Annotated in this window: 23 protein-coding genes; 8 read left to right on the top strand and 15 right to left on the bottom strand. The window is 67.8% G+C overall.

All coding sequences use genetic code 11. From position 1 onward, the window contains the following. Positions 1-4: 4 nt before the first annotated feature. The 8 genes from mraY to KNW02_RS01000 all read right to left on the bottom strand — a co-directional run bounded on the left by mraY (position 5) and on the right by KNW02_RS01000 (position 9,318). Positions 5-1,087: a phospho-N-acetylmuramoyl-pentapeptide-transferase gene (gene mraY, locus KNW02_RS01035; protein ID WP_216031386.1), complete on the bottom strand. Its 1,083-nt coding sequence runs from the start codon at positions 1,085-1,087 to the stop codon at positions 5-7. Then, the gene (locus KNW02_RS01030) at positions 1,072-2,457 is read right to left on the bottom strand and encodes a UDP-N-acetylmuramoyl-tripeptide--D-alanyl-D-alanine ligase (protein WP_216031385.1); all 1,386 of its coding nucleotides are present in this window, start codon (positions 2,455-2,457) and stop codon (positions 1,072-1,074) included. The genes mraY and KNW02_RS01030 overlap by 16 nt, the downstream gene beginning before the upstream one ends. After that, positions 2,454-3,953 carry a UDP-N-acetylmuramoyl-L-alanyl-D-glutamate--2,6-diaminopimelate ligase gene (locus tag KNW02_RS01025; protein ID WP_216031384.1) on the bottom strand — a complete coding sequence of 500 codons (1,500 nt, stop codon included), beginning with the start codon at positions 3,951-3,953 and terminating at the stop codon, positions 2,454-2,456. The genes KNW02_RS01030 and KNW02_RS01025 overlap by 4 nt, the downstream gene beginning before the upstream one ends. Continuing rightward, positions 3,950-5,779, bottom strand: coding sequence for a peptidoglycan D,D-transpeptidase FtsI family protein (locus tag KNW02_RS01020; RefSeq protein WP_216031383.1), 1,830 nt, complete (start codon positions 5,777-5,779; stop codon positions 3,950-3,952). The genes KNW02_RS01025 and KNW02_RS01020 overlap by 4 nt, the downstream gene beginning before the upstream one ends. Further along, positions 5,776-6,129 carry a cell division protein FtsL gene (gene ftsL / locus KNW02_RS01015; protein ID WP_216031382.1) on the bottom strand — a complete coding sequence of 118 codons (354 nt, stop codon included), beginning with the start codon at positions 6,127-6,129 and terminating at the stop codon, positions 5,776-5,778. Before ftsL ends, KNW02_RS01020 begins: the two co-directional genes overlap by 4 nt. Beyond that, on the bottom strand, positions 6,126-7,094 hold the full coding sequence (rsmH, locus tag KNW02_RS01010; protein WP_216031381.1) for a 16S rRNA (cytosine(1402)-N(4))-methyltransferase RsmH: 969 nt from the start codon (positions 7,092-7,094) through the stop codon (positions 6,126-6,128). The genes ftsL and rsmH overlap by 4 nt, the downstream gene beginning before the upstream one ends. Before the next feature lie 3 nt (positions 7,095-7,097). Continuing rightward, a complete protein-coding gene (locus KNW02_RS01005) occupies positions 7,098-7,616 on the bottom strand; it encodes a division/cell wall cluster transcriptional repressor MraZ (RefSeq protein WP_216031380.1) in 519 nt (172 codons plus the stop codon). Between the two features lie 625 nt (positions 7,617-8,241). Further along, the gene (locus tag KNW02_RS01000; protein WP_216031379.1) at positions 8,242-9,318 is read right to left on the bottom strand and encodes an Mrp/NBP35 family ATP-binding protein; all 1,077 of its coding nucleotides are present in this window, start codon (positions 9,316-9,318) and stop codon (positions 8,242-8,244) included. A gap of 332 nt (positions 9,319-9,650) precedes the next feature. On the opposite strand from KNW02_RS01000, the gene KNW02_RS00995 reads away from it, so the two are divergent. From KNW02_RS00995 to KNW02_RS00970, 6 genes are all read left to right on the top strand, one after another. Then, positions 9,651-9,878 (top strand): DUF1127 domain-containing protein, encoded by a 228-nt coding sequence (locus tag KNW02_RS00995; protein WP_431356724.1) that lies wholly within the window; start codon positions 9,651-9,653, stop codon positions 9,876-9,878. 608 nt (positions 9,879-10,486) lie between these two features. Further along, the gene (rlmJ, locus tag KNW02_RS00990) at positions 10,487-11,266 is read left to right on the top strand and encodes a 23S rRNA (adenine(2030)-N(6))-methyltransferase RlmJ (protein ID WP_216031378.1); all 780 of its coding nucleotides are present in this window, start codon (positions 10,487-10,489) and stop codon (positions 11,264-11,266) included. Between the two features lie 80 nt (positions 11,267-11,346). After that, positions 11,347-11,640 carry a septum formation initiator family protein gene (locus KNW02_RS00985; protein ID WP_216031377.1) on the top strand — a complete coding sequence of 98 codons (294 nt, stop codon included), beginning with the start codon at positions 11,347-11,349 and terminating at the stop codon, positions 11,638-11,640. 121 nt (positions 11,641-11,761) lie between these two features. After that, positions 11,762-12,772 carry a pyruvate dehydrogenase (acetyl-transferring) E1 component subunit alpha gene (pdhA, locus tag KNW02_RS00980; protein WP_216031376.1) on the top strand — a complete coding sequence of 337 codons (1,011 nt, stop codon included), beginning with the start codon at positions 11,762-11,764 and terminating at the stop codon, positions 12,770-12,772. A gap of 16 nt (positions 12,773-12,788) precedes the next feature. Then, positions 12,789-14,159, top strand: a complete 1,371-nt coding sequence (locus tag KNW02_RS00975; protein WP_216031375.1) for a pyruvate dehydrogenase complex E1 component subunit beta — start codon at positions 12,789-12,791, stop codon at positions 14,157-14,159. A gap of 12 nt (positions 14,160-14,171) precedes the next feature. After that, a complete protein-coding gene (locus KNW02_RS00970; protein WP_216031374.1) occupies positions 14,172-15,473 on the top strand; it encodes a pyruvate dehydrogenase complex dihydrolipoamide acetyltransferase in 1,302 nt (433 codons plus the stop codon). A gap of 135 nt (positions 15,474-15,608) precedes the next feature. On the opposite strand, the gene KNW02_RS00965 is transcribed toward KNW02_RS00970, so the two are convergent. The 7 genes from KNW02_RS00965 to KNW02_RS00935 form a co-directional block, all read right to left on the bottom strand. After that, a complete protein-coding gene (locus KNW02_RS00965; RefSeq protein WP_216031373.1) occupies positions 15,609-18,665 on the bottom strand; it encodes an efflux RND transporter permease subunit in 3,057 nt (1,018 codons plus the stop codon). Further along, positions 18,662-19,903, bottom strand: a complete 1,242-nt coding sequence (locus tag KNW02_RS00960; RefSeq protein WP_216031372.1) for an efflux RND transporter periplasmic adaptor subunit — start codon at positions 19,901-19,903, stop codon at positions 18,662-18,664. The genes KNW02_RS00965 and KNW02_RS00960 overlap by 4 nt, the downstream gene beginning before the upstream one ends. 149 nt (positions 19,904-20,052) lie before the next feature. Beyond that, complete coding sequence (locus KNW02_RS00955) at positions 20,053-20,823, bottom strand: division plane positioning ATPase MipZ (protein WP_216031371.1); 771 nt, start codon at positions 20,821-20,823, stop codon at positions 20,053-20,055. A 93-nt stretch (positions 20,824-20,916) separates the two neighbouring features. Continuing rightward, positions 20,917-21,807, bottom strand: a complete 891-nt coding sequence (locus KNW02_RS00950; protein WP_216031370.1) for a DMT family transporter — start codon at positions 21,805-21,807, stop codon at positions 20,917-20,919. Then, complete coding sequence (locus tag KNW02_RS00945; RefSeq protein ID WP_252733319.1) at positions 21,804-22,751, bottom strand: DMT family transporter; 948 nt, start codon at positions 22,749-22,751, stop codon at positions 21,804-21,806. The genes KNW02_RS00950 and KNW02_RS00945 overlap by 4 nt, the downstream gene beginning before the upstream one ends. Next, positions 22,748-23,323 (bottom strand): peroxidase-related enzyme, encoded by a 576-nt coding sequence (locus KNW02_RS00940; protein ID WP_216031369.1) that lies wholly within the window; start codon positions 23,321-23,323, stop codon positions 22,748-22,750. The genes KNW02_RS00945 and KNW02_RS00940 overlap by 4 nt, the downstream gene beginning before the upstream one ends. A gap of 127 nt (positions 23,324-23,450) precedes the next feature. Then, positions 23,451-24,296, bottom strand: coding sequence for a LysR family transcriptional regulator (locus KNW02_RS00935; protein ID WP_216031368.1), 846 nt, complete (start codon positions 24,294-24,296; stop codon positions 23,451-23,453). 102 nt (positions 24,297-24,398) lie between these two features. Between KNW02_RS00935 and KNW02_RS00930 the strand changes: the two genes are divergently transcribed. Both KNW02_RS00930 and ffh read left to right on the top strand, forming a co-directional pair. Continuing rightward, the gene (locus tag KNW02_RS00930) at positions 24,399-24,986 is read left to right on the top strand and encodes an FMN-dependent NADH-azoreductase (RefSeq protein ID WP_216031367.1); all 588 of its coding nucleotides are present in this window, start codon (positions 24,399-24,401) and stop codon (positions 24,984-24,986) included. Between the two features lie 178 nt (positions 24,987-25,164). Continuing rightward, a complete protein-coding gene (gene ffh / locus KNW02_RS00925) occupies positions 25,165-26,661 on the top strand; it encodes a signal recognition particle protein (protein ID WP_216031366.1) in 1,497 nt (498 codons plus the stop codon). The last annotated feature ends 2 nt before the right edge of the window (positions 26,662-26,663 follow it).

The following is a 26,663-nucleotide window of genomic DNA, read 5'->3' as shown; positions in this document are numbered from 1 at the left end:
CGCGTCACCGCAGCTTCAGCGTCGCCAGCCCGATCAGCGCCAGGATCAGCGAAATGATCCAGAAACGGATGACGATCTGCGGCTCCTTCCAGCCCAGTTTCTCGAAATGGTGGTGGATCGGCGCCATCAGGAAGACCCGCTTGCCGGTGCGCTTGAAATAGAGGACCTGGATGATCACGCTCAGCGCCTCGACCACGAACAGGCCGCCGACGATGGCCAGCACGATCTCGTGCTTGGTGACCACGGCGATGGCGCCCAGCGCGCCGCCCAGGGCAAGGCTGCCGGTATCGCCCATGAAGACGGCGGCCGGGGGCGCGTTGTACCACAGAAAGCCCAGGCCCCCGCCGATCAGCGCGGCGACGAAGATCAGGATCTCGCCGGTGCCCGGAACGTGGTGGACACCAAGATATTCGGTGAAGTCCACCCGGCCCACCGTATAGGCGATGACCCCCAGCGTGCCGGCCGCGATCATCACCGGCATGATCGCCAGCCCGTCCAGCCCGTCGGTCAGGTTCACCGCATTGGCCGCGCCGACGATCACCAGCATGGCGAAGGGGATGAAGAACAGGCCCAGATCGATCAGCACGTTCTTGAACACCGGCAGCGCCAGTTGTCCGGTCAGCCCGGCCGGATGCAGCCACATGGCCCAGGCCGAGGCGATGAAGGCCAGCGCCAGCCCAAGCGCCATGCGCACTCGCCCCGGCACGCCCTTGGTATTGTGCTTGCTGACCTTGGCGTAATCATCGGCAAAGCCGATCGCAGCATAGCCGGCGGTCACGCTCAACACCACCCAGACATAGCCGTTGTCCAGCCGTGCCCAGAGCAGGGTCGAGACGAACAGCGCCGAGAGGATCAGAAGCCCGCCCATGGTCGGGGTGCCGGCCTTGACGAAATGCCCCTCGGGGCCGTCGTCTCGGATCGGCTGACCCTTCTTCTGCGTGCGCCGCAGGTAATTGATCAGCGGGCGGCCGAAGATGAAGCCGAAGATCAGCGCCGTGAAAAAGGCCGCGCCCGCCCGGAATGTGATATATCGAAACAGGTTGAAGAGGTCGCCCCCTTCGGACAGGCTGCTCAGCCAATAGAGCATTCGTCTTCCTCTCGTTTGAGGCAGTTACGCAGGGCCTCGACCACCGAGGAAATCTTCGAGGATTTCGAGCCCTTCACCAATACGATGTCACCCGCGGCGACCAGCGATCCGGCCCTGGCCGCCAGTTCGGCGGCGTTCCCGGCCCATTCACCGCGCTTGCCCGCCGGCAGCGCGTCAAAAAGATGCCGCATCAGCGGCCCCGCCGCATGGACCAGATCGACCGAGGCCATGGACGGGTCATCGGCCACGGCGCGATGCAGGTCTGCCTCGTCCGCGCCCAGTTCCAGCATGTCGCCCAGAATGGCCACCCGCCGACCGCCTCGCAGCCCGGCCAGCGTCGCCAGCCCCGCCGCCAGCGAGGCCGGGTTGGCGTTGAAGGCGTCGTCGATCAGCCGGATGCCGCCCAGTTCCTCGACCGCGCCGCGACCTTTCGGCGGCTGCCAGTCCGACAGGCACCGGCCCGCCTCGCTGACATCGGCCCCTGCTGCCGCCAGCGCCGCCAAGACGCCGATCGCATTCATCGCGAAATGGGCGCCGGTGGTCTGCAGCGTGAAATCAACGGTCTCTCCGGCAATCCTCGCGCGGCATTTCAGGGCGGCGCCTTCGGGTTTCGCCTGCACCAGCCTCGCCATGCCATGCTGGCCGAAGCCCAGGACGATGGCGCCCGCCGCATCGGCGCCGTCGCGCAGGATCTGGGTCACCGGCAGATCCTCGGGGATGATCGCGGTGCCGATGGCCTCCAGCCCCTCGAAGATCGCGCCCTTTTCGCGGGCGATGCCCTCGATCGCGCCGAAGGCTTCCAGATGCGCCGCCGCAACCGTGGTGATCATCGCCACATGCGGCCGCGCGAGGCGCGACAGCGGCGCGATCTCGCCCGGATGGTTCATGCCGATCTCGACAATGGCGAAATCGGTGTCGGCGGGCATCCGCGCCAGCGTCAGCGGCACCCCCCAATGGTTGTTATAGCTGGCCTCGGCGGCATGGATGCGGCCCTGCCCGGCCAGCGCGATCCGCGCCATGTCCTTGGTCGAGGTCTTGCCGACAGAGCCGGTGATGGCGACGATCTTGCCCCCCATCCGCGCCCGTCCGGCCCGGCCAAGCGCCTCCAGCGCCGGCAGCACCTCGGGCACGATCAGCAGCGGCGCATCCGGGGTCACCCCCTCGGGGATGCGGCTGACCAGCGCGGCGGCCGCGCCCTTCTGCAGGGCCTGGGCCACGAAGTCATGGCCGTCGCGGAGATCGGTCAGCGCCACGAACAGATCGCCCGGCCGGATCGTGCGGGTGTCGATCGACACGCCCGAGGCAAGCCAGTCGCCCTGCGCCCGACCCCCGGTCGCGGCGGCGGCATCCGCTGCGGTCCACAGGCTCATATCTTGCCGTCCAGTGCCGCGACGGCGACCGAAGCCTGTTCGGCATCGTCGAAGGGATAGACATCCTGACCGACGATCTGGCCGGTCTCGTGCCCCTTGCCGGCAATCAGCAGCGCATCGCCCGGCTGCAGCGCATCGACGCCGCGCAGGATCGCCTCGGCCCGGTCGCCGACCTCGGTCGCCTCCGGGCCGGCACCCGCCATCACGGCGGCACGGATCGCGGCCGGATCCTCGCTGCGCGGATTATCGTCGGTCACGATCACCACATCCGCATGCGCGCGGGCCGCCTCGCCCATCAGCGGGCGCTTGCCCTGATCGCGGTCGCCGCCCGCACCGATCACGACGACGATGCGGCCCATCACATGCGGCCGCAGCGATTGCAGCGCGGCCAGCACCGCGCCGGGCTTGTGCGCGTAATCGACAAAGACCGCCGCACCGTTGTCGCGCTGCGCGACAAGCTGCATCCGCCCGCGCACCGTCTGCAGGTCCGGCAACACCCGCAGGATCGCCTCGGCCGAATCGCCCACGGCCAGCGCCAGCCCCATCGCGGCCAGCACGTTCTCGGCCTGAAAGCCGCCGATCAGCGGCAGGCGCACCATCTGCGCCTGCCCCATCACCGAAAAGCGCAGATCCTGCCCGGTTGCGTCAAAGCGCTGGCCGAGGATCCGCAGCATCGCATTTTCGCCCCGTCCGACCGAGGTCAGGGCCAGCCCGCGATCGGTGGCAATGTCGGCCATCTGGCGGCCACGCTCGCTGTCGACATTGATGACGGCGGCTTCGCCATCCTCGAGGATGCGGTTGAACAGCAGCGCCTTGGCCGCGAAATAGTCATCGAACCCGGCATGATAATCCAGGTGATCCTGGCTGAAATTGGTGAAGGCGCCGGCCTCGACGCGCACCCCGTCCAGCCGCCGCTGGTCGAGGCCATGGCTCGACGCCTCCATCGCCGCATGGGTGACGCCGGCCTCGGCCGCCTCGGCCAGAACCCGGTGCAGGGTCAGGGGCTCGGGGGTGGTATGGGCCAGCCGCGCCTCGTAATCGCCCTCGACGCCCATCGTGCCAAGGCTGATCGCCCTGTGCCCCAGGGCCTGCCAGATCTGGCGGGTGAAATGCGCCACCGAGGTCTTGCCCGAGGTGCCGGTGACGGCGACCACATGTTCGGGCTGGACCTCGAACCACAGCGCCGCCGCGCCGGCCAGTGCGGCGCGCGGATCCTCGGCCACGACCAGCGCGCCATTCCAGCCCGCCAGCGCCTCAGCCGTCAGTTCGGCGCCGGCCCTGTCGGTCAGCACGGCGGCGGCATCCATGCGCAGCGCATAGGGCACGAACTCTGCCCCGTGGATCGCCGTGCCCGGCAGCGCGGCAAACAGATGCCCCGGCTTCACCGTCCGGCTGTCAACGGAAATTCCGGAAATGGCCGGGTCGCGCCCGTCCCTTGCCCGCAGCCCCAGCTGCGCCAGCGTCTTCGTCGCCTGCCTCACCCAGTCACCTGTCATTGGTTCGCGACGAGCTTTATCTCATCGTGCGGGCCGGGTTCAACATGCGGCTGAAAGCGCGCGGCGATGCTGGGCAGGGATTCGTCGGTTTTCGCCTCGAGCCCGATCATCGGCGCGAGGCGGCGGACCAGTTCGGCGGCAACCGGGACGGCGGTGGCGCCCGCCGTCCGGCTTTCGCCGCCGCCGCTGCCGACCGAAGGTTCGTCCAGCGTCACGATCAGCACATATTTCGGATCGCTGGCCGGGAACATCGAGGCGAAGGTCGAGATCACCTTGTTCTTGTAATAGCCGCCGCTGGGCCGCGGCTTGTCGGCGGTGCCGGTCTTGCCGGCGATCTCGTAGCCCTCGACCTCGGCCTGCTTGGCGGTGCCGCGCGTCACCACCTGGCGCAGCATGCTGATGGCCAGTTCGGCCGCACGCGGCGACAGGACCTGCTCGCCCTCGGGGCGCTTGCGGCCGTGGATCAGCGTCGGCTCGACGCGCTTGCCGCGATTGGCGATGGTGGCATAGGCCGCGGCCAGATGCAGCGGGCTGGCGGCAAGGCCATGGCCGAAGGCCACCGTGGCCGCCGTCACCGCGGGCCAGCGCGGCGGCACCAGCGGACGCCCGGTCGGGGCCTCGACCATCTCGATCGAGGTCGGCTCGAACAGGCCCAGCTTCTGCAGGAAGTCCTTCTGCCGCTCGACCCCCAGCATCTGGGCGATGCGGACGGTGCCGACGTTCGAGGATTTCACGATCACGTCCGTGGCGCTGAGTTGGGGGCCATAATTGTTGAAATCATTGATCAGATACTTGCCGATCTTCATCGGGCTTTTCGAGTTGATGCCCGAATTGGGGTTGATCAGCTTCAGGTCCAGCGCCTGCGCGACCGGAAAGATCTTGAAGGTCGAGCCCAGTTCGTATTGCCCCTGCACGGCACGGTTGAACAGCGGGCTGTCCGACGCATCGCCCTTCAACAGCGGCCGCGGCCGGTTGTTCGGATCGAAATCCGGCAGGCTGGCCATGGCCAGAATCTCGCCCGTCTCGACCTCCATCAGGATGCCGGCCGCGCCCTTGGCACTCATCAATGCCATGCCCGAGGCCAGAACCTCCTCCATGGCGGCCTGCGCCGACAGGTCGATCGACAGCGCCAGCGGCGCCCCGTCATTCGAGGGGTCGCGCAACCAGTTGTCGAAAGCCTTCTCGACGCCGGCCACGCCCAGAACCTCGGCGCTGCTGACGCCTTCATTGCCGAAGCCCGAGCCGCCGAGGATATGGCTGGCCAGATCGCCATTGGGATAGATGCGCATCTCGCGCGGGCCGAACAGCAGGCCCGGCTCGCCGATGTCATGGACGGCCTGCATCTGTTCGGGGCTGATCTTGCGCTTGATCCACATGAACTTGCGGTTGCCGGTAAAGTCGCGGATCAGCTTTTCCTCGCTGAGATCGGGGAAAATCCGCGCCAGCCCCTGTGCCGCGCCGATCGGATCGACCATCTGCTGGGGATGGGCATAGACCGAATGCGTCAGCAGGTTGGTGGCCAGCACCCGCCCACGCCGGTCGGTGATATCGGCCCGCTGCGAGATGATCTGCGCCGACAGGACCTGACTGCGCGGCTCGCTGGGGTTGCTGGAGGCCAGCACCCCCATCCGCACTCCGACGGTTCCGAAGGCGAGCAGGAAGAAGCCGGCCATCAGCACCAGCCGCCCCTCGGCGCGGCGGCGCGCCTTGTGCTGGATCGCCTCGTGGCGCAAGCGGCGGTTCTCGGCCTCGATCTCGTCGGGGTTCTCGCCGTGTTCGCGGGCGCGAAGGATACGGGCCAGCGGGCGCAGGGGGGTGCGGATCATGGCTGTTGCTCCTGAGACGGGGCGGTATCGCCGGCGTCCTCCGCCTCGGGCGGCGCAGGCGGTTTCGGGTAATCGACATTGCCGATATCGAGATACTGGCCCGATTCCAGCGGGACCAGTTGCAGGCGCTCGAAATTCAGGTTGACCAGTTCGCGCAGGCGCTCGGGGCGGTTCAGATAGGCCCATTCGGCCCGCAGAACCCCCAGGTCCTCGCGCAGGCCGGCGATCTCGCGCTGGATCTGGCCCATTTCGCTCATCGCGGCCTGGGTGCGATAGTTTTCGCGATAAGCCCAGAAGGCCAGCGCCAGCACCAGCAGCGTCACACCCAGATAGGTCAGCGGGCGCATCATGCACCTCCCTTCGCGGGAAGGCGGGGCATCGCCAGCGCGGATTCGTCGGCTGCCCCCGCCGGTGCATCGGTGCGGATCGCCACCCGCAGAAGGGCCGAGCGCGCGCGCGGATTGCCCTCCATCTCGTCCGGGTCGGGGCCGATGGCGCGGCGGAACGGCAGGGTGAAGGCCGCCGGCGCCGTGTCCTGCACCGGCGCATAGCGGCTGCCGCCGCCGGCGCTGTTCGCGCGGGCCTGCATGAAGCGCTTGACGATCCGGTCCTCCAGCGAATGGAAGCTGACGACGGCCAGCCTGCCGCCCGGCTTCAACGCGCGCTCGGCCGCGGACAGCCCGTCCACCAGCTGCCGGAATTCGTCATTCACCCAGATGCGGATCGCCTGAAAGCTGCGGGTGGCCGGATGGCTCTGCCCCGGTTTCGGGCGCGGCAGGCAGCCGGCCACGATCTCGGCCAGTTGCGCGGTCCGGCTCAGCGGCCGCGCGGCGACGATGGCGCGGGCGATGCGACGGGCGGCGCGTTCCTCGCCATAGTGATAGAGGACATCGGCGATCACCGCCTCATCGACCTCGTTCAGCAGATCGGCCGCCGACGGCCCGTCCTGCCCCATCCGCATGTCCAGAGGACCGTCGCGCAGGAATGAAAAGCCACGCTCGGCCTGATCCAGTTGCATCGAACTGACCCCCAGATCCAGCACCACGCCGTCCAGCGGCTGGCCGGCCAGTTCGTCCAGATCGGAAAACGTGCCCGGCACCAGCCGCAGCCGGTCGCCATACTGCCCGGCCCAGTCCTGCGCCATCTGAAACACCGCCGGATCGCGGTCCACGCCGATGACGGTCTTCGCACCCGCCTCCAGAAGCCCGCGCGCATAGCCGCCGGCACCGAACGTGCCGTCCAGCCAGATGCCCGACACGGGTTCGACCGCCCTGAGAAGCGGCTTCAGCAGGACAGGGATATGCGGCTGGTCCATGCCCTAGCCCTCGCCGCTGCTGGCCTGGCCAAGAAACGAGCGCGGATCGAAGCCCGGCCCTTTCGAGGCGATGAACTTCTCCAGTTTCTCGACATCCTTCGGCGGGGAATCGGGCAGATAGACCTTCACATAGTCACCGCTTGCGGCAAAGATCGTCTCGATCCCGTTGCCGAAGCCCAGCTTCTCGCGCAGCTTCTGCGGCAGGACCAGACGGCCCTCGCGGTCGATTTCCAGATCGACCGACTGGCCGTTCATCAGCAGCTCGAGGCTGAGGCGCTCTTCGGTGCCGCGGGTCAGCCGGTCGATCTGCGCATCGATCTCTTCGATGGCTTCCATGGTGTAAAGTTCGAGCCAGTTCCATGTGTCGGGGCCATAGACCGCCACCAGCTGCGTGCGCCCGGTATTCGAGGTCGAGAAGGCAGGATCGCCGGCGTCGAAGGTCTTGCGCAGCCGGGCGGGGACCGACATGCGGCCCTTTCCATCGACCTTGACGGTCTCGGTGCCTCTGAACTTCCGCGCCACGCCGGCCCGCCCTCACTGCTCACTCTTCCGGTCGCCCGAAAGAGAAAGGCGGACCGGGCCGCTGCCACTGCCCGATCCGCCGCCCTCGTTCCCATTGCCTGGGCCCCTTTCGGGGTCGTCCACCCTGTCACGCGCCACCTGGGGGAGGTGCTGCTCGCACGCGCGGGCGGATCAATATTGGAAAACGGGTGCCTGCATGAAACCTGCGTCGCCTTGCGGGGTCTTGTTGCCCCTTCACTCCCCGTCTCCGTGATCAAGTTGTGACATGGGAATTTGCGGGAAGCAATGGATTTCTACGCCACTTAGGGTGAAATTACCTTGATAAAACCGAGACGTTCATAACAAACGGCAGGCTCGCGGCGCAAGAACACGCCACATGTTGTGTACGCATAACACATACACCACACATATAGAAATGTGCGGTTTTTCCCGCGCAATCCGCGCTGTCCCAGAAAGTGCCCGCAGAAATACCGCGATAACAGACCTCAGCTCAGAATTCACGTGGAATCCCGCTGGAATCACGCCGAATCACGTATCCGGGATCGCCGGCGCCCAGTCAGTGCCCTGAATTCCCAGCCGCCCCGGAAATTCCCACCCGACACCCACCCCATGACAGGGCGCGCCGTCAGGCGACCCCCTGTTCGATCAGCCGCGCGGCCAGCCGCGCATAGGCCTGCGCGATCTCACCCTCGCCCAGGGCGACGGGCCGGCCCGAATCACCGGCCAGCCGCACCTCGAGTTGCAGGGGGATCTCGCCCAGGAAAGGCAGCCCCAGATCCATCGCCTCGGCGGCGACGCCGCCATGGCCGAACAGATGCGCCTCATGACCGCAGTTCGGACAGATATAGCTGGACATGTTCTCGATCAGCCCCAGAACCGGCGCCTTGAGCTTGTTGAACATGTCGATGGCACGACGCGCATCCAGCAGTGCCACATCCTGCGGGGTCGAGACGATGATCGCCCCGGTCACCGCCGCCTTCTGGCACAGCGACAACTGCACATCGCCGGTGCCGGGCGGCAGGTCGATCAGCAGCACGTCCAGCTCGCCCCAGTTCACCTGCTGCAGCAGCTGCTGCAATGCCCCCATCAGCATCGGGCCGCGCCAGACCACGGCCTCGCCCTCCTTCAGCATCAGCCCGATCGACATGATGGTGACGCCATGGGCGTGCAGCGGCTCGATCCGCTTGCCATCGGGGCTCGCGGGACGGTCCGAAACGCCCATCATCCGCGGCTGCGACGGACCATATATATCGGCATCCAGCAGACCGACCCGCCGGCCGGCCCGGGCCAGGGCCACCGCCAGATTGGAGGTCAGCGTCGATTTCCCGACCCCGCCCTTGCCCGATCCGATGGCGACAATGCTGCGCACACCCGGAATCGGCTGCGGGCCGGCCTGCCCGGTCGCATGGCGCCCGATCTTCAGCGACGGCGCCGCCCCCGCCGCGGCCGGGCGGGCCGCGGGGGCCGTCACCACGATCTGCACCCGCTCGATCCCCGGCAGGGCCTCCAGGCGGCGCTGCGCCTCGGCCTCCACCTGCGACAGGCTGCTGGCGGCCGCCGCATCGGCCGCCTCGATGACGAATCGGATCGTGCCGCCATCGACGCTCAGGGCGCGGACGATATCCGCCTCGGCAAGCGTCCGGCCGTCCGGAAGACGGATGTCTGCGATTTCCGCTAGGGCAACTTCCCGGCTGACGGACATGTTATCACCTCGTGTCGACTGTGGCGGGCGGCATGATGCACGGCTGCGCCAGCCACCGCCACCCCCTTGCGACGTTTGGCCGGAAACCCCGCCAAGCGCTTTCAAATCAGGGCTTTGACCGGGCCGGAACGTGATCGCAAACATTTGCCTCAAGGTAAAATTGTTTTTTCGATTCAGTATCAACCCGGCCAATCCTGAGAATGAGCCATGCAATTGCTGCATGGCAGCATTTTGGATCCATCCATTGTGCATCTGCAGCATTAGCGCCATCTTTAACCCATCGAAGGCGCCGGGCCATCTGGGCAAGGCGCAAGACAGAAAGGAACAGAGCAATGACCGTTATCGTCCAGGCCCAGAACAGCACGGCCGCACCCGGCCTGCGTGGCCGGCTGATGGCTGCGGTTCAGCGCTTCCAGGAAAACCGCGCCCGCAATGCCGTCTATCGCCAGACCGTGCGCGAATTGAATGCGCTGACCACTCGCGATCTCGACGATCTGGGAATCAGCCGCTCGATGATCACCCGTCTGGCCCATGAGGCCGCCTGGGGGACGTCGAAGTAAGCCATAGCCTTCCCGCCCCACCTCCTCCCGGGGCCGGGACCGGCGGCATCCTCCTCTCCTCCTCCCCGGAGGATGCCGCCCAAAGACCGTGCCGGACCCCCTCCTCCTCCCTGGGGTCCAGCATCGCCGCGGCGACCCCGCTCCTCCTCCCAAGGGGTCGCCGCAAAAGAACATGGCCGCGCTGTTTCGCGGCACCCGAACACGACCGGCCTTCTCCTCCCTCCTCCCTGGCCGGACGTCAGCGGCAAGCCCCTCCTCCTCCCCGGGGCCGCGCCGCACCCATAGCCGCCCTGTTCGCGGCAAACCGATGCGACGGGCTCTCTCCTCCCCCCTTGAGCCCGCATCGCTGGCGGTGTTGGCCTCTCCTCCTCCCTGGCCCGCACCGCACCCCATACGCGGCCCGACCCTCCTCCCTGGGCCAGCGTTGAGCGGCGGCACCCCTCCTCCTCCCTAGGTGCCGCCGCAACCCCCCTCCATCGCACTCTTTCCAAATACCTGCGGGGGTGAATTGGCCGCAGGCCAAGAGGGGGCCGGCGAGGCCCCCCGGGTTCCGCGCCGCCCGACCCATCCCCCCTTCCGGCGCGCTTCGATCGGCGCTATGGCAGGCCATGCTCAGCTATCAGCACGCCTATCACGCCGGAAACCTCGCCGATCTGCACAAGCACGCGCTGCTGGCCTCGGCGCTCGCCTATATGACGCGCAAGGACAAGCCGCTCTCCTATCTCGAAACCCATGCCGGGCGCGGCCTCTATCGGCTGGACGCCCCCGAGGCCCGCAAGACCGGCGAGGCCGAGGCCGGCATCCTGCGCGCCGAGGCCGAGGGCTGGCTGCCGCAAGGGCACCCGCTGCGACAGGCACTGGCCGCCATTCGCGCGACCCGGGGCGCCACCGCCTATCCGGGCTCCCCCCTGATCGCCGGGCACTTCCTGCGACCGACGGATTCGGCCCATCTGGCCGAGCTGCATCCGGCCGAGCATGCGGCCCTGTCCGAGGTGGCGGCATTTGCGACGCCCTACCGTCAGGACGGGTTCCAGATGGCCCAGGCAATCTGCCCGCCGACGCCGCGGCGCGGGCTTTTGCTGATCGACCCCAGCTATGAGATCAAGGCCGATTACACCGCCATCCCCCGCCAGATCGGGCTGCTGGCCCGCAAGTGGAATGTCGGGGTGATTGCGCTCTGGTATCCGCTCCTGACCGACGATCGGCACCTGCCGATGCTCGATGCACTGGCGGGCGCCCATCCCGACGCGCTGCGCTCGGAGGTCGGCTTTCCCCCGGCCCGGGCGGGGCATTCGATGATCGGCTCCGGCATGTGGATTCTCAACCCGCCCTTCGGCCTGCGCGACGAGGCCGCCCGGATCGAGACGATCTTCCGGCAGCGGCTTTGAACTCGGCCGGGGGATTCCCCTGCCCACGCGCCTGTGGCATGATCGGCGGCAAACCCGCAAAACAATCGCCGGCCCGCCTCATGTCACAACGTCTCTCGATCAGCGCCACCATCTTCTTCGTGCTGACCCTCTCGCTTGGCCTCTATTTCGCCTTCGCCGCCGTGCAGGGCCCCTCCGGCATTCTGCGCCGGATCCAGGTCGAGGCCGAGACCGCCGAACTTGCCGCCGAACGCGACAGGCTGCGTGCCGAGGTGGACCGGATGCAGAACCTGACCCGCCGCCTGTCGGACGATTTCCTCGATCTGGATCTGCTGGACGAACAGGCCCGCGAGGTGCTGGGCGTGGTCCGTGCCGACGAAATTATCCTGCGCTGACGGCAGCCTGCCGCCGCGCCGGGCGCCGATCCGGTTTCCCGCATTGCACCCTTCCGAGCAATAGGTTACGGATAGTTTAACGCTGAACTATCCCGAAACCGCATCTAGGAGGAATGCCCGCATGGCCAGGAGACCCGCCGCCAGCAAGCCGGCTGCGTCCAATACGTCGAAGGACGAATTGCTGAAATACTATCGCGACATGCTGCTGATCCGCCGATTCGAGGAGAAGGCCGGCCAGCTTTACGGCATGGGCCTGATCGGTGGCTTCTGCCATCTCTATATCGGTCAGGAAGCGGTCGTCGTCGGCCTCGAGGCCGCCGCCAAGGAAGGCGACAAGCGCATCACCTCCTATCGCGACCACGGCCACATGCTGGCCTGCGGCATGGACCCCAAGGGCGTCATGGCCGAGCTGACCGGCCGCGAGGGCGGATATTCCAAGGGCAAGGGCGGCAGCATGCACATGTTCAGCCGCGAAAAACATTTCTACGGCGGCCACGGCATCGTCGGCGCGCAGGTGCCGCTGGGCGCGGGCCTTGCCTTCGCCGACAAGTATCTGGGCAATGACAATGTCACCTTCGCCTATTTCGGTGACGGCGCCTCGAACCAGGGCCAGGTCTACGAAACCTACAACATGGCCGAACTGTGGGATCTGCCGGTCATCTTCGTGATCGAGAACAACCAGTATGCCATGGGCACCTCGATGAAGCGCTCGACCAAGTCGACGACGCTTTACGGCCGCGGCGAATCCTTCGGCATCCCGGGCGAGCAGGTCGACGGCATGGACGTGCTGGCCGTGAAGGCCGCCTCCGAGAAGGCGGTGGCGCATTGCCGCGCCGGCAAGGGCCCCTACATCCTCGAGGTGATGACCTATCGCTATCGCGGCCACTCGATGTCGGACCCGGCGAAATACCGCACCCGCGAGGAGGTGCAGAAGATGCGCGACGAGCGCGACGCCATCGAACATGTCCGCGAATTGCTGCTGCAGGGCAATCACGCCACCGAGGACGAGTTGAAGGCGGTGGACAAGGAAATCAAGGACATCGTGAACGAGGCCGCTGAATTCTCGAAGGAAAGCCCTGAACCGGCCCTCGAGGAACTGTGGACCGATATCTACGCCGAGACGGACGCCTGAGGGAGGGACCACAAGAATGGCAACCGAGATTCTGATGCCCGCCCTGTCCCCGACCATGGAGGAAGGCACGCTGGCGAAATGGCTGAAAAAGGAAGGCGACGCGGTCAAGTCCGGCGACATCATCGCCGAGATCGAGACCGACAAGGCAACGATGGAATTCGAGGCCGTGGATGAAGGCATCCTCGGCAAGATCCTCGTGGCCGAGGGCAGCGAGGGCGTGAAGGTGAACACCCCGATCGCCGTGCTGGTCGAGGAAGGCGAAAGCGCCGACGACATCAAGGCGCCCGCACCTGCCGCCGCCGCTGTCCCGGCCGAGGCCAGGGCAGAAGCTCCGGCCGCTGCCGCCGAGGCCGGACCGGCGACGCCCGCCGCCAATGCCAGCCCCGACTGGCCCGAAGGCACCAAGATGAAGACCATGACCGTGCGCGAGGCGCTGCGCGAGGCCATGGACGAGGAAATGGCCCGCGACGAAACCGTGTTCCTGATGGGCGAAGAGGTCGGCGAATACCAGGGCGCCTACAAGATCAGCCAGGGCCTGCTGGACAAGTACGGCCCGCGCCGCGTCGTCGACACCCCCATCTCCGAGATCGGGTTCGCCGGCATCGGCACCGGCGCGGCTCTGGCCGGGCTGCGTCCGATCGTCGAGTTCATGACCTTCAACTTCGCCATGCAGGCGATGGACCACATCATCAACTCGGCCGCCAAGACGCTCTACATGTCCGGCGGCCAGATGGGCTGTCCGATCGTGTTCCGCGGACCGAACGGTGCCGCCGCGCGCGTCGCCGCCCAGCACAGCCAGGATTACTCGGCGTGGTTCGCGCAGATCCCCGGCCTCAAGGTGGTGATCCCCTATGGCGCGGCGGATGCGAAGGGCCTGCTGAAAACCGCGATCCGCGATGCGAACCCGGTGATCTTCCTCGAAAACGAGATCCTTTACGGCCGCAGCTTCGAGGTCCCGGATCTCGAGGATTTCACCATCCCCTTCGGCAAGGCCAGCATCACGCGCCCGGGCAAGGACGTGACCCTCGTCAGCTTCGGCATCGGCGTGAGCCACGCCCTGGCCGCCGCCGAGGCTCTGGCTGGCGAAGGCATCGAGGCCGAGGTGATCGACCTGCGCACCCTGCGCCCGATCGACTATGGCACGGTGATCGAATCGGTGAAGAAGACCAATCGCTGCGTGACCGTCGAGGAAGGCTTCCCGGTGGCCTCGATCGGCAATCACCTCTCGGCTTATATCATGGAAAACGCCTTCGATTACCTCGATGCGCCGGTGATCAACTGCACCGGCAAGGACGTGCCCATGCCCTATGCCGCCAATCTGGAAAAGCACGCGCTGATCACGCCCGCCGAGGTCGTGGAAGCCGTGAAGAAAGTCACCTACAGGTAAGGAGATCGCGAGATGCCGACAGAAATCCTGATGCCCGCGCTGTCTCCGACCATGGAGGAAGGCACGCTGGCCAAATGGCTGGTGAAAGAGGGCGATACCGTCTCCTCGGGCGATATCCTGGCCGAGATCGAGACCGACAAGGCGACGATGGAATTCGAAGCCGTGGATGAAGGCACGGTGGGCAAGATCCTCGTGGCCGAGGGCACCGCCGGCGTGAAGGTCAACACCCCCATCGCCGTGCTTCTGGAAGAGGGTGAAAGCGCCGCCGACATCGGCGCGGCACCGGCCCAAAAGGCCGAGGCCGCCACCGCGCCCAAGGCTGATGCGGCACCAGCGGCTGCCGCGCCGGCCGCCGCCGCCCCTGCCCCGGCGGCGCCGAAATCTTCCAGCGGCGACCGCATCTTCGCCTCGCCGCTGGCGCGCCGCATCGCCGCTGAAAAGGGCATCGATCTGGCCGGCATCGCCGGCTCCGGCCCGCGCGGCCGGATCGTCAAGACCGATGTCGAAGGCGCGAAGCCGGGCGCCGCACCAACAAAGGCGGCTGCGGCACCCGCCGCCGCCCCTGCGGCGGCAGCCGCACCCGCCGGCCCCTCGGCCGAAGCGATCCTCAAGATCTATGCGGACCGCCCGACCGAAGAGATCGCACTCGACGGCATGCGCCGCACCATCGCCGCCCGTCTGACCGAGGCCAAGCAGACCATCCCGCATTTCTACCTGCGCCGGTCCGCCAAGCTGGACGAGCTGATGAAGTTCCGCGCCACGCTGAACAAGCAGCTGGAGGGCCGCGGCGTGAAGCTGTCGGTCAATGACTTCATCATCAAGGCCTGCGCGCTGGCGCTGCAGGAGGTGCCGGATGCCAATGCCGTCTGGGCCGGCGACCGGATCCTGAAGCTGAAGCCCTCCGATGTCGCGGTCGCCGTGGCGATCGAGGGCGGCCTCTTCACCCCGGTCCTGAAGGACGCACAGCAGAAGACGCTGTCGGCCCTTTCGGCCGAGATGAAGGATCTCGCCACCCGCGCCAAGACCAAGAAGCTGGCGCCGCACGAATACCAGGGCGGCAGCTTCGCGATCTCCAACCTCGGCATGTTCGGCATCGAGAATTTCGACGCCGTCATCAACCCGCCGCATGGCGCGATCCTCGCGGTCGGCAGCGGCATCCAGACGCCGGTGGCCGAGAATGGCGAGCTGGTGATCCGCAACGTCATGTCGATGACGCTTTCGGTCGATCACCGGGTCATCGACGGCGCGCTCGGGGCGCAGCTGCTGCAGGCCATCGTCGCGCATCTGGAAAACCCGATGGGCATGCTGGCCTGATCGCACCCCTCGAACCTGTCCCGGCCGGCGCAGCCCTGCGCCGGCCGCGGCATTTCCGCCGCCTTCTTCTTCACAGAAATATCCTCGGGGGGCTCCGGGGGGCAGACAGCCCCCCGGCCGTCGCGGGACGCGAACTCACTCGGCCGGCATCTCGCGCGCCCGGTTCAGCCCGATCCGCTGTCCAATCCAGCCGAACACCCCGTGCTGCGCGCCGTGGATGACCGAGAACAGCGACGGCACGAACAGCAATGACAAAAGCGTCGACAGCAGCAGCCCGCCGATCACCGCAATCGCCATGGGCGAGCGGAACTCGCCCCCCTCGCCGGTCGCCAGCGCCGAGGGCACCATGCCCGCAGTCATGGCGATGGTGGTCATGACGATGGGCCGCGCGCGCTTGTGCACCGCATCGAGGATCGCCTCGCGCTTGGGCGTGCCGGCCGCCATCGCTGTCAGCGCAAATTCGACCAGCATGATCGAGTTCTTGGTGACGATCCCCATCAGCATCAGAAACCCGATCACCACCGCCATGCTGATCGAATTGCCGGTCACGAACAGCGCCAGGATGGCGCCGCCGATGGCCAGCGGCAGCGACAGCAGGATGGTCACCGGGGTGACGAAATTATGGAACAGCAGCACCAGCACCACATAGACCAGCAGCACGCCCGAGCCCATGGCCAGCCCGAAGGCCCCGAAGACCTCGGCCATGATCTCGGCGTCGCCGGCCGCCTTGATCTCGGTGCCGGGCGGCATCTCGATCTCCTGCTGCAGCGCGGTCACCTGCGCATTCACCGGCCCCAGCAGCGCGCCATCGGCCAGGTTCGCGCTGACCTCGGTCTGGAACTGCCGGTCATAGCGGCCGATCTCGGTCGCCCCCGCGGCAAGCGAGACATCGGCGACCGCGGCCAGCGGAACCGGCCCGGCCGCGCCGGGCACCCGCAGGTTCCGCACCTGCATCAGATCGGACCGGACTGCCCGGTCCAGCCGCACGAGGATCGGGATCTGCTCGTCCCCGGCATTGAACTTGGCAAGGTTGGCATCGGTATCGCCCAGCGTCGCCACCCGCAGCGTCGTCGCCATGTCGCTGGCGGTCACGCCAAGCTGCGCGGCGATATCGGCGCGGGGGCGGATCTGGATCTCGGGCCGCTGCAGGCTGGCCGACGAGGTCACCCCCTCCAGCGTCGGCAACCGACCCATCGCGCCGGCCAGCCGCTGCGCCGCCAGTGCAGCACCAGCCTCGGTCTCGCCCAGCACGTTGATGGTCAGGTCGTGGCGGCCCTCCTCGTTCTGGAAATGCAGCCGCATGTCGGGCACCTCGGCCAGCCGCTGCTTCAGTTCGGCCTCAAGCACGAATTGCGACCGCTCGCGGCTGTCCTTCTTGCCGTAATTGATCATGATCCGCGCCTCGGTCACATCGCGGCCATCGCCATAGGCAAAGACCGACTGCACCTCGGGCGTCCCGCGGATCTGCCGCGTCAGCCGGCGCACCGCATCCTCGGTCTCCTCGATCGGCGCGCCCGGCGGCAATTCCAGCTTGATCTGGCTGCGGCCGATATCCGAGGCGGGAATGAACTCGGTCGGCAGCAGCGTGGCCGAGAAGATCGAGCCGGCGAAAATCCCCAGCCCGGCCAGCAGCGTCAGCCCGCGATGCCGCATCGTCCAGCGGCAGACCGTCATCAGCATCCGCATCACCAACGCGTCGCGCGGCTGCCCGTCATGGGCCACCCCGCGCATGAAATAGGCCGCCAGCATCGGCGTGATGATCCTCGCCACCAGCAGCGAGAACAGCACCGAGACCGCGACGGTCAGGCCGAACTGCTTGAAATACTGCCCCGGAATCCCGCCCATGAAGCTGACCGGAGCAAAGACCGCGATGATCGAGAAGCTGATCGCAATCACCGTCAGGCCGATCTCGCTTGCCGCCTCCTCGCTGGCCTCATAGGCGGGTGCCCCCATGCCGATATGGCGTTCGATATTCTCGATCTCGACGATGGCGTCATCGACCAGGATGCCGGTGACAAGGGTGATGCCCAGAAGGCTGATCCCGTTCAGCGTGAAGCCCAGCAACTGCATGACGAAGAAGGTCGGGATGATCGACAGCGGCAAGGCCACCGCCGCGATCAGCGTCGCCCGCCAGTTGCGCAGGAACAGGAACACCACGATCACGGCCAGCGCCGCGCCCTCGTACAACGTCTCCATCGCGCTGTGATAGCTGGAGGCGGTATAGGTCGTGGCATCGTCGATCAGCATGATCCGGGCATTGGGATGGCGCGCGCCGATCTCGGTCAGCTTTGCCTTGGTCGCGTCGCCCGCGCCCAGATCGGATTCGCCCGACCCGCGATAGACACCGAAGGCGACCACAGGCTGACCGTCCAGCAGGGCGAAGGTGCGTTCCTCGCTGGCGCCGTCGATCACCTCGCCCAGTTGATCCAGCCGGACGGTCCGGCCGCCGGCGATGCTGACCGGCGTCCCGGCCAGTTGCGTCACCGTATCGGCCGAGCCCAGCGTGCGGATCGAATATTCGCTGCCAGCCAGATCGCCGCGCCCGCCACCCATGTCGATATTGCGCATCCGCAACTGGCCCGAGACCTCGGCCGCGGTCAGCCCGTGCGCCAGCAGGCGGTCGGGATCCAGTTCGACCTTGATCTGGCGCTCGGCCCCGCCGATGCGGGTGGTCCGGGCGACGCCGCTGACATTGGACAGCTCGCGCCCGATCACGTCATCGACGAATTTCGACAGCTCCTCGATGCTCTGGGCCGGGTCGCTGACGGCATAGGTCAGAATCGGAAAGCCGGTGACATCGACACGCTGGGTGATCGGCTCGCTGATGCTTTCGGGCAGGTCGGCGCGGACATTGGACACCGCGTCCTTCACGTCGTTCACCGCCCGGTCGCTGTCGGTTTCCAGCTCGAACTCGATGGTGATGCTGGCCGTGCTGTCGGTCGCGGTCGAGGTGATGTGGCGCACCCCGGTCACCGCGGCGATGCTGTCCTCGACCGGCTGGATGACCTGCGTGATCAGCTCCGAGGGGGCCGCGCCGGGCTGGTCGATGGTGACGCCGATGATCGGCAGGTCGATATTCGGCATCGCCGTCACCGGCAGCCGCGAAAAGCTGAACAGCCCGACGACCACCAGCACCAGGAAGATCGCGATCGGTGGAACGGGGTGCCGGATCGACCAGGTGGACAGGTTCATGGCTTGCGGGCCCCGTCCGCCGCCACGCCGGCGCTGGCGGTTGCGCCGGTCGCGGCGGTTCCGGTCTGCAACCCGCCCTCCTCCTTGGCCGAGGGGACCGGGCGCACCGGGTCGCCATCGCGGAAGAACGCGCCGGCGCGGGCCACCACCACCTCGCCCTCGGCCAGCCCCGCGACGATCTCGCGACGCCCCTGCCACAAGAGGCCGGCGGTGATCTCGCGCGTCTCGATCCGGCCATCGCGGACCACCTGCACCCGGTCGCCTTCCGCATCCGACAGCACCGCCGCCGCCGGCACCATCACCGCCTCGTGCCGGCCGGTCACGACCTGGCCGCTGGCAAACAGCCCGATCCGCAGCCCCGAGGCCTCGCCAAGCGAAATCCGCATCAGGCCCAGCCGCGTGGCCGGATCGACCGCGGCCGGAACCAGCCGCACCCTGCCCTGCACCGCGCCCACACCCGCCACATGGACCTCGACCGGATCCCCGGCCTTCAGGTCCGGCAGGGCGGTTTCGATGACCTCGGCCTCCAACTCGATCTCGCCCCCGGCGATCATCGCAAAAAGCGGCTGGGCCGAGGCTCCGGACAGGGCGCCCAGTTCGGCATTGCGCGCCGTCACCAGCCCGGCGACCGGCGCGGTGATCTCGGCCCGGTCCATGTCCAGCGAGGCGATCCGCCGTGCCGCCTCGGCCAGGGCCAGCGCCGCCGTAGCCACCGCCAGCCCGTCCGAGGCCGAGGCAGCGGTGGCCCGGGCATTCGCCGCCGCCGCGATCGCCTGATCCAGCGTCGCCTGCGGGGTATTGCCGCCCTGCCGCAGCTGTTCGGCGCGTTTCAGGGCGATCTCGGCCTGCGTCAGCAGGGCCTCGGCGCTGTCGATATTGCTTTGCGCCTGCCCGACCCCGGCCCTGGCCCGCTGATATTCCGCCTCGGCCTGCGCCAGCTGCGCCGCCAGCGTATCGACCGACAGCCGCGCCAGCACCTGCCCTTCCTCCACAGCGTCGCCCGGCTCGGCCAGCAATTCGATGATCTCGAAGCCCGAAACCTTCGCGAAGACCTCGACCGGCCGACGCGCCACCAGCGTTCCCGTCACCGGCACCTGCGCCTGAACCTCGGCCTTCACGGCCGCGACCACCGTGACCGTGGGCACCGAACCCGCGACCCCGGGCGCCGGCGCCTCCTCGGCACGGGCCGGCAAAGTCAGCAGGGCGACCGCCAGAAGCGTGGTCAGAATGGATCGCATCAATCTCTCCCGGGTGGCTGACCCAGATCATGTGGCGCCAGCCCGATAATTCAGACGCCCCGCGCCGCGTCAATGTTTCAGGTCGTCACATTGTGCCCGGCTTCACCGGACCGTGAACCGGAACCGCCCTGCCGTAACGGCGCCGTGCCTCAGAACGCGGCCTCGACCCCGGGCAGGTTCAGGGTCACGATCAGGTCGCGCAGTTCCTGCCGGGCGGCGATATTCGACATCGACAGCTGCTCGGTCCCCAGATCCTTCAGGTCCAGCAGGGTCAGCCCGCGCGGAAACAGTTCGCGGAAGATCACCCGCTCGGAAAAGCCGGGCGCCACGCGAAAGCCGATCCGTTTCGACAGCGTGGCCAGCGCGCCGCCGACCTTGCGCTTGTTGTGCATCGCCTGCGTGCCCAGCCGGTTGCGCAGCACCAGCCAGTCGATCGGCCCGGCCCCCGCCTCGGCCCGCATCTGCCGCGCCATCCAGACCATCTCGGCATAGATCGAGGGGCCCAGAACCTTGCCTTCGGGCGTCAGCCGCGCCAGCAGGTCGAAATCGACGAAACTGTCGTTCATCGGCGTCAGCAGCGTGTCGGCCACGGTATGCGCCATCTGGCTCAGTTGCGTATGTGAGCCGGGACAGTCCAGCAGGATGAAGTCGCATTCCGCCTCAAGCGCGCTCAGCGCCGGGCTCAGCGGATCGTTGCCCGGCGCCAGTTGCCCGATCACCGGCATCGGCAGGTCCAGCCCCTCGCGCGCAGCGAAGGCGGCGCGGTTTTCCAGATAGCGGCCGAAACTGCGCTGGCGCACGTCCAGATCCAGCCCGCCGACGCGGTGCCCCATCCGGGCCAGCGCCGTGGCCACATGCATCGAGGTCGTGGACTTGCCCGAACCACCCTTTTCGTTGCCCACAACGATGATATGCGCCACCGCCCGCCTCGTTCCTGCCCCGGTCTTCGCGCGGACCCTAGCGAGTGCGCGCGGCGATGAAAAGCCGCCCCGGCACGCCGCGCGGCATTCGTCTCAGCGGTCGGCCTGCAACAGCAGCGCCAGAGCCGCCAGCGTGGCCAGCATCCCCGGCAGCACCACCATCCCCGGCAGCCCCTGCCCCAGCGCGGCCTCAAGCGCGATCACCCAGGCCGGCGTCAGATAGGTATAGGCCATCACCTTGGCCGCCGGCAGGTGCAGCGTCGCGAACTGGACCAGCACGAAGGTGACGGCGCTGGCAAAGATCGCCACATAAAGCAGCGTGATCCAGACGATCGCCGGCAGATGCGCCCAGTCGGTCGCCCGGATCGCCCCCCAGCCCCAGATCAGCAGCACGATCGCGCCCGCGATCAGCGTTCCCAGCGTGAACACCACCGGATTCTCGCCCCGGTTCAGCTTGCGCACCAGGGGCGTATAGAGGGCATGCGCCGCACAGCCGGCCAGATAGATCGCCTCGCCGCGCCCGAACTGCAGCCGCGCCATGGCGGCCAGATCGCCGCGGAAGATGACCCACAGCGCCCCCGCCCCGCCCAGCAGCAGCGCAAGCGCCATCCGCGCCGTCATCCGCTGCCGCATCAGCAGCCAGCCGAAACCGGCCGCCATCAGCGGGGTCAGCGTGAAGACCGCACTGGCACTGACCGGGGCCGCAGTTTTCAGCCCCTCGAACATCAGCACGAAATAGACGGCGAAAACCCCGCCCAGCAGCAGATAGCGCCAGGGCGCCCGGAAGGCCGTGGCCGGAATCCCCGGCCCGGCCAGCGCCACCCCGGCGATCACGCCCGCGGCAATGATGAAGCGCGCGGCGGTGATGGCCGAGGGATCGATCAGGTTCGCCGCCCGCGCGCCCAGCGAGAACGACCCCGCCACCAGCGCCGAGAACAGCAGCATCGCCGCATGGCCGCGCAGCGCCTCGCGCCGCGCCGTCATGCCCTGGCCCTCCGGCCCAGCAGCCGTCCGTCGATCAGCGCCAGCCCGCCCGCGATCAGCGCCATGCCCAGAAGATGCGCCGCCCCCAGCGTCTCGTTCAGGAACAGCCAGCCCAGCAGGATGGCCGAGACCGGCACCAGAAAGGTCACCAGCGACAGATTGGTTGCGCCCGCCCGCGCCAGCACCCGGAAATACAGCAGATAGGAAAGCCCGGTGCTGACCGCGCCCAGGACCGCGACCGCCAGCCAGACACGCCCCGGCACCCCGGCGCCCGGCAGCCCGTCGACCAGCAGCGCCAGCGGCAGCAGGATCGCGCTCGACGCCGTGACCATCCCCGCGCCAGCAACCACCGGATCGATGCCCATGGCCCCGAAGCGCCGCCCGAAGGTGCCCGCGAAGGCATAGGAGATCGTCGCGCCAAGGATCGCCAGTTGCGGCCAGACCGCGTGCCCCAGCCCCGCAAGGCTGTCCAGACCGATCATCACCGCGACCCCGCCCAGCCCCAGCACGACCCCGACAAGCTTGCGCAGCGTCGCCCGCTCATCGCTCAGCAGCAGGCCCGAGACGATCACCGTCCACAGGGGCGTCGTGGCGTTCAGGATCGAGGCCAGCCCCGAGGGGATCGCGGTCTGCCCCCAGACAATCAGCCCGAAGGGAACGGCGTTGTTCAGGATGCCCATGATCAGGAAGGACAGCCACAGCGCCCTGTCGCGCGGCACTGCCCGCCCGGTCACGGCGACGATCAGCCACAGCAACACCGCCGCGATGCTGACCCGCAGGGCGACGATGGTCAGGACCGGCAATCCGGTCACGGCGACCGCGATCAGGAAGAACGATCCGCCCCAGAGCAGCGACAGCAGCAGAAGCCGCGCCCAGTCCGACGCCCCCATCCGGGCCGAGATGCCGGGCGTGGCCGCCGTCGCGGCGGCGGGACCCGGTCTCATCCCCGGCCCAGCATGTAGAATTCGTCATTCGGGCGGATATCGCCGGCATTCACCAGCCGGTTCGACAGGCCGAAGAAGGCGGCGATGGCGCCGATATCCCAGATCTCGTCCTCGCTGAACCCGGCCTCGCGCAGCGCCGCATGGTCGGCATCCTCGATCTGCTGGGCGTTCAACGCCACCTTCTCGGCATAGGCCAGCATGGCGCGCTGGCGGGCCGTCAGGTCGGCCTTGCGCCAGTTCACCGCGACCTGATCGGCGATGAAGGGGTTTTTCGCCCGGATGCGCAGGATCGCGCCATGTGCGACCACGCAATACTGGCACTGGTTCAGCCCGCTGGTGGCGACCACGATCAGTTCGCGCTCGGCCTTGGTCAGCCCCTCGTCCTTGTCCATCAGCGCGTCGTGATAGGCGAAGAAGGCGCGGAACTCGGCCGGCCGATGGGCCAGCGCCAGAAAGACGTTCGGCACGAATCCCGATTTCTCGGCGACCTTTTCGATGGCCGCGCGCATGTCCTCGGGCAGGCTGGCCAGATCGGGGATCGGAAATCGGCTTATGGGCGGGGTGTCGGTCATGGCGGGCTCCTCCTCGGCGACAGTCTTGCGCAAGCGACGGGCGGATGGAAGTACGCCCGCCCCGACCCTGACGCCTTTCGCACCGGCACGGGCGCGGAAATCGGGCGCCGCATCCGGCGCGCGGACCTCACCCGCCGCGCAGCGCCGCCAGCGCCGCCTGCACCTTCGGCGTGCGGTGCAGGTCGACATGGGTGACCAGCCACAGCTGCGACTGCCATTCCGGCAGGGCCATCGCCTCGACCAGCCCGCCGGCCCGCTGGGCCGGAATGGCCCCGGCGGCCAGCCCGGCACGGATCACCGCCTCGCGCGCGGCGGCATCGTTGCTGACCATCAGCAGGTTGGCGGCGGGAACATGCGCGATCAGCCAGCGAATCATCGGCGCCCCCTGTTCTTCGGGGCCGGGCAGCGCGAAACGATGCCCGGTCACATCCTCGATCGGGCCATGCGCGTCGAGATAGCTTTGCGCCGCATAAAGACGCTCATGCGTGGCGGCCAGCGGGCGGGTGACGTAATCGGGCTCGGTCGGCTGCGAGCCGGCGCGGATCGCAACATGCGCCTCGCCCGCACCCAGCCGGAACAGCCGGGTATCGGTCAGATAGCGCAGCCGCAGCCCGGGATGGCGCTGCATCAGCCCGATCAGCCGCGGCATGACCAGCCCTGCCAGCCCCGGCAGCGAGGTCAGCACCAGTTCGCCCTCGATCCGGTCGCCCGCGCCGGCGATCTGCGCCGCCATCTGCGCGAAACCCTCATCCGCCGCCCCGCCGGCCTTCAGCAGGGTCCGCCCCGCCTCGGTCAGCGCATAGCCGCGGGCATGGCGCTGGAACAGCCGCGCCCGCAGCCGTGCCTCCAGCGCATCGACGCGGCGGATCACCGTCGCATGATGGATGCCCAGCGCCTCGGCCGCGCCGCTGACCGTGCCCGCCCGCGCCACCGCCAGAGCCACGCGGATATCGTCCCAGTTGTCCATGCTCATGTGCGCCTCTGCACAGATGCTGCGCACTTATTGCCGTTCCGTTCGATCCTGCAAAGCCCTAAATGAGGTCCAGCAACCCATCCGCCCGGAGAACGACCCGACATGAATATCCTGCATCTCGACAGCGCCATCACCGGCGAGGCCTCGGTCTCGCGCAAGCTGACCGCCAATATCGTGGCCAAGCTGACCGCCGCCAATCCCGGCGCCGGGGTGAGCTATCGCGACCTGAACGAGGGCGTGCCGGCGATCGACACCAACTGGTTCCACGCCGTCCGCCTTGCGCCCGAGAACCCGAGCGCCGAACAGCAGCGGCTGATCGACATCTCGGACCGCTATCTGGCCGAGGTGCAGCAGGCCGATGTGCTGGTCATCGGCCTGCCGATCTACAATTTCAACCTGACCGCGCAGCTGAAGAACTGGCTGGACCAGATCGCCCGCGCCGGGGTCAGCTTCCGCTATACCGAGGCCGGCCCCGAGGGGCTGCTGACGGGCAAGCGCGCCGTGATCGCCTATTCGGCCGCGGGCACGCCGATCGGGTCCGATCTGGACCACGCCTCGGGCTATATCCGCTTCATGCTGGGCTTCCTCGGCATCACCGATGTCGAATTCGTCGCCGCCGACCGGCTGGCGATGGACCGCGAGGCCGGGCTGGCCCGCGCGCAGGACGCGCTGGACAGGTTGGCCGCCTGAGATCACCGGATGGGATGGCGTAAACGGCCCGCGTTGACTCGGGGGCCGTTTTTGCCTATCTGAACCCGGATTCCCGGAAGGACCACCCTTCCGGTCCCCGCAGCCCGTGGGGATCGCCCCCCGTCAGCGCGTTGCGCCCACGGGGGCAGTTCTGTTTTGGACCCGCAGGAGGCCCGCGATGTTCGAGAACCTGTCAGATCGCCTTGGCGGCGTCTTCGACCGGCTGACCAAGCAGGGCGCCCTGTCCGAGGATGACGTCACCGCCGCCATGCGCGAGGTGCGGGTGGCGCTGCTCGAGGCCGATGTCTCGCTGCCGGTCGCGCGCAGCTTCGTCAAGTCGGTCACCGGCAAGGCGACCGGCGCCGCCGTCACCAAATCCGTCACCCCCGGCCAGCAGGTCGTGAAGATCGTCCATGACGAGCTGATCAAGGTTCTGCAGGGCGAGGGCGAACCCGAGGCGCTGCGCATCGACAACCCGCCCGCGCCGATCCTGATGGTCGGCCTGCAGGGCTCGGGCAAGACCACCACCACCGCCAAGCTGGCCAAGCGGCTGGCCGAGCGCGAGAAGAAGCGCGTGCTGATGGCGTCGCTGGACACCAACCGCCCGGCGGCGATGGAGCAGTTGGCGATCCTCGGCCAGCAGATCGGCGTCGATACCCTGCCGATCGTGCCCGGCCAGACGGCGGTGCAGATCGCGCAGCGCGCCAAGCAGCAGGCCAGCCTTGGCGGCTATGATGTCTACATGCTGGACACCGCCGGCCGGCTGCATATCGACCAGGTGCTGATGGACGAAGTGCAGGCGGTCCGCGACATCGCCCAGCCGCGCGAGACGCTCTTGGTCGTCGATGGCCTGACCGGTCAGGACGCGGTGAACGTCGCCACCGAATTCGACGGCAAGGTCGGCATCTCGGGCGTCGTGCTGACCCGGATGGACGGCGACGGGCGCGGCGGCGCGGCGCTGTCGATGCGCGCCGTCACCGGCAAGCCGATCCGCTTCGTCGGCCTTGGCGAAAAGATGGACGCGCTGGAAGGCTTTGACGCGCAGCGCATCGCCGGCCGCATCCTCGGCATGGGCGACATCGTCGCCCTGGTCGAGAAGGCGCAGGAGGTGCTGGAGGTCGAACAGGCCGAGCGCATGATGAAGCGCTTCCAGAAGGGTCTGTTCAACATGAACGACCTCAAGGGCCAGCTTGAGCAGATGCAGAAGATGGGCGGCATGCAGTCGATCATGGGCATGATGCCCGGCATGCAGAAGATGGCCAAGCAGGCCGAGGCTGCCGGCATGGATGACAGCGCCATCCGCCGCCAGATCGCGCTGATCAATTCCATGACCAAGAAGGAACGTGCCAATCCCGCGATCCTGCAGGCCAGCCGCAAGAAACGCATCGCCACCGGCGCCGGCATGGACGTGGCCGAGTTGAACCGGCTTCTGAAGATGCAGCGCCAGATGGCTGATACGATGAAGAAACTTGGCAAGATGGGCAAGGGCGGCATGCTGAAACAGGCGATGCGCGCCATGACCGGCCGCGGCGGCGGGCTGCCCGAGATGGGCGATGTCGATCCGGCGAAAATGGCCGAGGCGACGAAGCTGCTGCAGGATCCCAAGGGTCTGGGCGGCGATCTGGGCAAGGCCGGCCTGCCCGGCGGCCTGTCGGGCCTGTTCGGCAAGAAATAGAC

The sequence above is a fragment of the Paracoccus marinaquae genome (genome assembly GCF_018860165.1).
GTDB classification, from domain to species: domain Bacteria; phylum Pseudomonadota; class Alphaproteobacteria; order Rhodobacterales; family Rhodobacteraceae; genus Paracoccus; species Paracoccus marinaquae.
Note: the sequence above shows the minus strand (reverse complement) of the source record. Positions and strands in the feature narration are given on the sequence as shown.